This is a genomic window from Deltaproteobacteria bacterium GWC2_65_14 (genome assembly GCA_001797615.1).
Lineage (GTDB): Bacteria > Desulfobacterota > Deferrimicrobia > Deferrimicrobiales > Deferrimicrobiaceae > GWC2-65-14.
Genome location: MGPV01000004.1, coordinates 39,464 through 45,431, shown reverse-complemented (window position 1 = coordinate 45,431; position 5,968 = coordinate 39,464). Strand labels below are relative to the sequence as shown.

General features: G+C 66.6%; 6 protein-coding genes, 3 tRNA genes and 1 pseudogene (1 of these 10 only partly in view). 8 read left to right on the top strand and 2 right to left on the bottom strand.

Translation table 11 applies throughout. The features are described from left to right. Positions 1–1,053 (bottom strand): aminotransferase DegT (locus A2X88_03100; protein OGP35766.1); only part of this gene is annotated, 1,053 nt, incomplete at its 3' end. A 137-nt stretch (positions 1,054–1,190) separates the two neighbouring features. Here A2X88_03100 and A2X88_03095 point away from each other — a divergent pair. The 4 genes from A2X88_03095 to A2X88_03080 all read left to right on the top strand — a co-directional run bounded on the left by A2X88_03095 (position 1,191) and on the right by A2X88_03080 (position 2,094). Further along, a tRNA-Ser gene (locus A2X88_03095) sits at positions 1,191–1,278 on the top strand. Positions 1,279–1,294: 16 nt separating this feature from the next. After that, a tRNA-Ser gene (locus tag A2X88_03090) sits at positions 1,295–1,387 on the top strand. Between the two features lie 39 nt (positions 1,388–1,426). Beyond that, positions 1,427–1,520 (top strand) — tRNA-Ser (locus A2X88_03085). 61 nt (positions 1,521–1,581) lie between these two features. Further along, complete coding sequence (locus A2X88_03080) at positions 1,582–2,094, top strand: hypothetical protein (protein ID OGP35765.1); 513 nt, start codon at positions 1,582–1,584, stop codon at positions 2,092–2,094. 25 nt (positions 2,095–2,119) lie between these two features. On the opposite strand, the gene A2X88_03075 is transcribed toward A2X88_03080, so the two are convergent. Next, a complete protein-coding gene (locus tag A2X88_03075; GenBank protein ID OGP35764.1) occupies positions 2,120–2,917 on the bottom strand; it encodes an inositol monophosphatase in 798 nt (265 codons plus the stop codon). A gap of 247 nt (positions 2,918–3,164) precedes the next feature. Here A2X88_03075 and A2X88_03070 point away from each other — a divergent pair, with 247 nt between their 5' ends. From A2X88_03070 to A2X88_03055, 4 genes and pseudogenes are all read left to right on the top strand, one after another. Then, positions 3,165–3,584 (top strand): nickel-responsive regulator, encoded by a 420-nt coding sequence (locus tag A2X88_03070; protein ID OGP35763.1) that lies wholly within the window; start codon positions 3,165–3,167, stop codon positions 3,582–3,584. Positions 3,585–3,676: 92 nt separating this feature from the next. After that, positions 3,677–4,726 carry a cobalamin biosynthesis protein CbiM gene (locus A2X88_03065; GenBank protein OGP35762.1) on the top strand — a complete coding sequence of 350 codons (1,050 nt, stop codon included), beginning with the start codon at positions 3,677–3,679 and terminating at the stop codon, positions 4,724–4,726. A gap of 9 nt (positions 4,727–4,735) precedes the next feature. Then, positions 4,736–5,545 carry a cobalt ECF transporter T component CbiQ gene (locus A2X88_03060; GenBank protein OGP35761.1) on the top strand — a complete coding sequence of 270 codons (810 nt, stop codon included), beginning with the start codon at positions 4,736–4,738 and terminating at the stop codon, positions 5,543–5,545. Further along, positions 5,542–5,968 (top strand): annotated as a pseudogene (locus A2X88_03055) (cobalt ABC transporter ATP-binding protein) (it continues 256 nt past the right edge of the window). Before A2X88_03060 ends, A2X88_03055 begins: the two are co-directional and overlap by 4 nt.

The following is a 5,968-nucleotide window of genomic DNA, read 5'->3' as shown; positions in this document are numbered from 1 at the left end:
CTGGTCGCTTTCCGAGAGGTAGGCCGACATCGGAAGGGAGACGACCTCCCGGGCGGCCGCCTCGGATGCCGGAAAATCGCCCGTTTTGTATCCCAGCCCCTGGAACGCCTCCTGCAGGTGGAGGGGAATCGGGTAGTGGACGGCGGTCGGGACCCCGTTTCCGTTCAGGTGCGCCGCGAGTTCGTCCCTGGACGGCGTGCGGATCGTGTACTGGGCGAAGACGTGGCTGTTCCCCTCCGCGATCGCCGGCACGGAGACGACATCGCCGAGGCGCTCCGAATACCGGGCTCCCAGGCGGGCGCGGCGTTTCACCTCGTCCCCGAACCGCGGGAACTTTCCGAGGAGCACCGCCGCCTGGATCTCGTCGAGCCGTCCGTTGATCCCGATCATCCGGTGCCGGTAGCGCTCCCACTGCCCGTGGTTTCGCAACCCCCGCACGCGGTCCGCCAGCGCATCGTCCGAGGTGAACACCATCCCTCCGTCCCCGTAGCAGCCCAGCGGCTTGGAGGGGAAGAAGGAGGTCACGCCCATGTGCGGGAAGCCGCAGGACATCCGCCCGTTGCGCTCCGCCCCGAACGACTGGGCGCCGTCCTCCACGACGAACAGGCCATACTCCGCGGCGATGGAGCCGATCGCCTCCATTGCGGCGCACTGCCCGTAGAGGCTCACCGGGAGGATCCCGCGGGTCTTTTTCGTGACCGCCTCCTCGATCCTGGCCGCGTCGATATTGCAGGTCGTGGGGTCGATGTCCACGAACACCGGGATCGCCCCCGTGAGCGCGATCGCCTCGGCGGTGGCGACGAAGGTGAAGGGAACGGTCACGATCTCGTCCCCCGCCTGGACTCCGTAGGCCATGAGGGCCAGCAGGAGCGCGTCGGTCCCCGAGGAGCATCCGATCCCGTGCTTCGCGCCGACATAGGCGGCCAGCGCCGTCTCCAGCCCGCTCCCCTTCGGCCCCAGGACGAACTGCCCCGTCCGCAGGACCTCGTCGATTTCCTTGCGGATTTCCGTCTCGCAGGCGGCGAACTGGCTTTGCAGGTCGACGAACTTCATGGGGACCGGTCCTTTCCGCGGCAGACCCCGCGAGGAAAAATTGCTTTCTTGTATCACAGCGCTGCCCGGTTTTCCAATTCCGTCATCCGTTTTTCATGGCGCGCCCCGGAACGATTCTGCTATAAGTAAAAGGTTCCGGAGGGATGGCCGAGCGGCTGAAGGCGGCGGTCTTGAAAACCGCTGAAGCGCAAGCTTCCGTAGGTTCAAATCCTACTCCCTCCGCCAGATGGAATGCCACGACGGAGAGGTGGCCGAGCCGGCTGAAGGCAACCGCCTGCTAAGCGGTTGTACGGGTAAAACCGTACCGAGGGTTCGAATCCCTCCCTCTCCGCCATTTTGTTCGAACCTGTTCCTTGAAATCATTCCGAACCACGGAGAGGTGTCCGAGCTGGCCGAAGGAACGCGACTGGAAATCGCGTAGGTGGCTAATCCCCGCCTCGAGGGTTCGAATCCCTCCCTCTCCGCCATTCACCGTCGAGCAGTGGATCTTCGCCCCGATACCGGGGCGTATCGAACGAGGAGGACTGGATGAAAAAGATCGGTGTGATCGTCGCAATGCTCCTGCTGGTTTCCATCCCGTTTGCGTCCTGCAAGACGAAGGAACAGCCGCCGGTTCCCCCGCCGATGCAGGAAGTCCCGCCGGGACAGCCCGGCGCACCACCCCACGGCATGACGGGCGGACCCGAGAAGAAGGTCGTTGTCCCCCCCGACGTCAAGGCGGCCTGGAAGGCGGTCAAGATCGAGGTGGAGTTCAAGGGGAAGAAGGCGAAGAAACCGTTCAGCATCCCGCTGAACTCGGAGTTCAAGGTCCCCGACTCCGACCTCACCGTGAAGGTCGGCGACTTTCTGCCTCATTTCGCAATGACGGCCGATTCGATCACCTCGAACTCGAACGCCCTGGAGAACCCGGCCGCCCGGATCGAGATACTAGATAAGGGGAATACGGTCTTCAAGGGATGGCTCTTCTCGAAGTTCCCCGACGTCCACCCCTTCCAGCACGACCAGTACGGGGTGAGGCTGGTCGAGGGGGAGAAGAAGTAGCGGTTCCGCGGCGGGGGGGCTTCCGCTACCGGTCGCCTCCCTGCCGCGCCCTCCGCACCACCTCCATCATCTGGCCGTGGATCCGGCCGTTCGAGGCCAGGATCTCCGGCTGGTGGATGTCGTACGGCGATCCGTCGAGGCGGGTCGCCATCCCCCCGGATTCCAGAAGGATCAGGTGCCCCGCGGCCGTGTCCCACGGCTTGAGGAGCAATTCCCAGAACCCGTCGAACCTCCCGCAGGCGAGGTAGCAGAGGTCCAGCGCGGCGGAGCCGTCCCGGCGGATCGCCTGCCCCGTGAGGACGAACTCCCGGAACAAGCCGAAATTGTTGTCCGCGGAATGCTTCACGTCGTAGGCGAAACCGGTGGCCAGGAGGGAGCGGCGCAGTTCCTGCGTATCGGAGACCGCGATCCTCTCCCCGTTGCGCCAGGCCCCCGTCCCCGCCCCCGCGGTGAACGACTCGTCCAGCATCGGGTCGTACACGGCTCCCGCCAGCAGCTCCCCCTGCCGCTCGAGCGCCACGGAGACGCAGAAACAGGGATAGTCGTGGGCGTAGTTCGTCGTCCCGTCGAGCGGATCGACGATCCAGCGGTAGGGGGAGGGAGAGGTCACCTCCAGGCTCTCCTCGGACAGGATTCCATGGTCCGGGAATGCGGACCGGATCCGCTCCATGATGTAGCCCTCGGACCTGCGATCCACGTCCGTGACCAGGTTGATCTCCCCCTTGTACCGGATTTCGTGGCGCTTCCCGTAATAGGCCTTCAGGATCGCCCCGGCCCCCCGGGCCACCTGCTCGGCGAAGTCCACCCACCCCCGGATCTCCATCCGTCCTCCCGCCTTCCCTGTTCCCCTTCTGGCATTCCCCGACGGACCATTATAGTATGAGGGCGAAAGGAGACGCAGATGAGACTTCGGATCGGTGTGTTTCTTTTCCTGATCCTTCTGCTACTGCCGGCATGCGCCTCACAGAAGGATGCGCGGAACTGGCAGCCCGGGGACAGCATCATCTGCCCCCACTGCGGGCGCGATTTCCGGGTGCCGGAGAAGCTGGGGAAGTAGGAAGGGGGGCGTCATGCCCGGTGTCACCCGGTTCGGCGTATCTCTGGACGAAGCCCTCCTGAAGCGGTTCGACCGCCTGATCCTGCGGAAGGGATACGCCAACCGCTCGGAGGCGATCCGGGACCTGATCCGGGAGGCCTTCGTCCGGGAGCAGTGGGAATCGGGGACCGGAGAGGCGGTGGGCACGATCACCCTCGTGTACGATCACGACACCCGCGACCTGTCGGACAAGCTGACCGACCTTCAGCACGCCCATTTCGAGACGATCGTTTCCACCCTGCACGTCCACCTCGACGCCCATCATTGCCTCGAAGTCCTGGTGCTGCGCGGCAAGGCGGCGGACCTGAAACGGATCGCCGACCGGCTGATCGGCACCCGGGGAGTCAAGCACGGCACCTTTTCCGCGACGGCGGAGGGAACGGCGCTGACCTGACCTCCGGGAGGGCCCGCCTTTTTTTTCTCCCCGCGGTGCCACCAATTGTAAAATAGTGGCATCCATGGGTCAGAAGGGTTCGGAGGTACGCCATGCACATGTCGGACGCCCTGCTCTCCCCCGCGGTGGGAGGAACCTTCTGGGCCGGGACGGCGGCGGCGGTCGGATGGTGCTCCCGCAGGGTCGGAAAACGGATCGACGATCGCACGGTTCCCCTCATGGGAGTGGCCGCCGCGTTCGTGTTCGCCGTCCAGATGATCAACTTCTCGATCCCGGGCACCGGGTCGAGCGGACATCTCGGGGGCGGCATGATCCTCGCCGCCCTTCTCGGTCCCCATGCGGCCTTCCTCGCGATGGCCTCCGTCCTCACCGTCCAGGCGCTGTTCTTCGCCGACGGGGGACTGCTCGCCCTGGGGTGCAACATCTGGAACCTCGGCGTCTACCCCTGCTTCGTGGCGTTCCCCTTCCTGTTCCGCCCCCTCGCCCGGTCCGGAAGCGCTTCCCGGATCACCCTGGCCTCGGTGGCATCCGCCGTCGGGGGACTTCAGCTCGGCGCTTTCTCCGTCGTGCTTCAGACCCTGGTTTCGGGCCGGAGCGAGCTTCCGTTCGGTCCCTTCCTCCTGATGATGCTTCCCATCCACCTCGCGATCGGGCTGGTCGAAGGGTTCGTGACCGCCGGAGTTCTCCGGTACGTCGGGGCGGCCCGCCCCGGGATCCTCGGATGGCAGGAGGAGGAGCGGACCCTCCCCTCCCGGAAGAGGGTCCTGTTGCTCCTCGGCCTCCTCGCCCTGCTGTCGGCCGGATTCCTGTCGTGGTTCGCCTCGACCGACCCCGACGGGCTCGAGTGGTCGATCTCCCGCGTGGCCGGAAAGGCGGGGCTGGGCGAAACGTCCGGCGAAACCGGAGAAGCGCTGAAACACCTTCAGGAGAAGACCGCGATCCTCCCGGACTACGGATTCCGGCCGAAGAAAGAGCCGGGGGAAGAGACCTCCTCCGCCCTCCCCCCCGGCCGATCCGCCCCCGACGTCGGGACGACCGTGTCGGGCCTCGTGGGATCGGGGATCGTCCTGCTCCTGACGATCCTGATCGGAGGAACGATCCGCCGGCTCCGGAAACGGACCTCCGCCCGGACGCCGGGATAGGAGCGGGCCGTGCGATTTCTCGAGGAGTACCTGAGCCTGGACCGCCTGGACCGCCTCTCGTACCGGGACACCGCGGTCCACCGCCTCGACCCCCGGGCGAAGGTGATCGCCACGCTTCTCTTCGTCACGACCGTGGTCTCCTTTCCCAAGTACGACATCCTGTCCCTCCTTCCCCTCTTCCTCTTCCCCGTGCTGTTCGCGGTCCTGGGCGACATCCCCGGGGGACTGATCGCCCGCAAGGTGGCCGCCGTCTCCCCGTTCGCCCTGTTCGTGGGGATCTTCAACCCGCTGCTCGACCGCGGGACTGTGGCGATCGCCCCGGGGATCGCGGTGGCCGCGGGGTGGCTCTCCTTCGCCTCGATCCTGCTGAAGTTCTCCCTGTCGATCAGCGCGGCGCTCCTGCTGATCGCGACGACCTCGTTTCCCGGGATCTGCCATGCGCTCAACCGTCTCGGGTTCCCGGATCTCTTCGTCACCCAGCTCCTGCTTCTCTACCGGTACCTGTTCGTCCTGCTGGACGAGGCCTCCCGCATGGTCCGGGCCCGGGAGTCCCGGTCGTTCGGGGGCGGGAGAATCCCCCTCCGCCTGTTCGCGCGGCTGGCCGGGGAGCTTCTCGTACGGACCGTGGAGCGGGCGGAACGGATCCACGGGGCGATGCTCGCCCGCGGATTCCGCGGGGAGATGCCGGCGAGGCACCCCCTGTCGATGAGGAAAGCGGACGCGGCCTTCCTCGCCGCCACCGCCGCCCTGCTGCTCGTCGTCCGCCTCCTCCCCGTCCCGGAGACGGTCGGACGGTTCGCGCGGAGCCTGTTCGCATGAGCCACCACCTCGTCGAGTTCCGGGATGTCGTCTACCGCTACCCCGACGCGACGGAGGCGCTGCGGGGGGTCACGTTCCGGGTCATCCACGGGGAGGCGGTCGGCATCGTGGGGGCGAACGGGGCAGGCAAGTCGACCCTGCTCCTCCACACGAACGGCCTTCTGCTGCCCACCTCCGGGACCGTCATCGTGGGGGAGCTCCCGGTCGGGAAGAAGACCCGGGCGGGGATCCGCCGCAAGGTCGGGTTCGTGTTCCAGAACCCCGACGACCAGCTCTTCATGCCGACCGTCCTCGAGGACGTCGCCTTCGGCCCCCGGAACCTCGGGTTGCAGCACCGGGAGGCCGAGGAGCGGGCCTGCGAGGCCCTTCGTTCCGTCGGCGCGCTGGAGCTGCGGGACAAGCCCCCCCACCATCTCTCCGGCG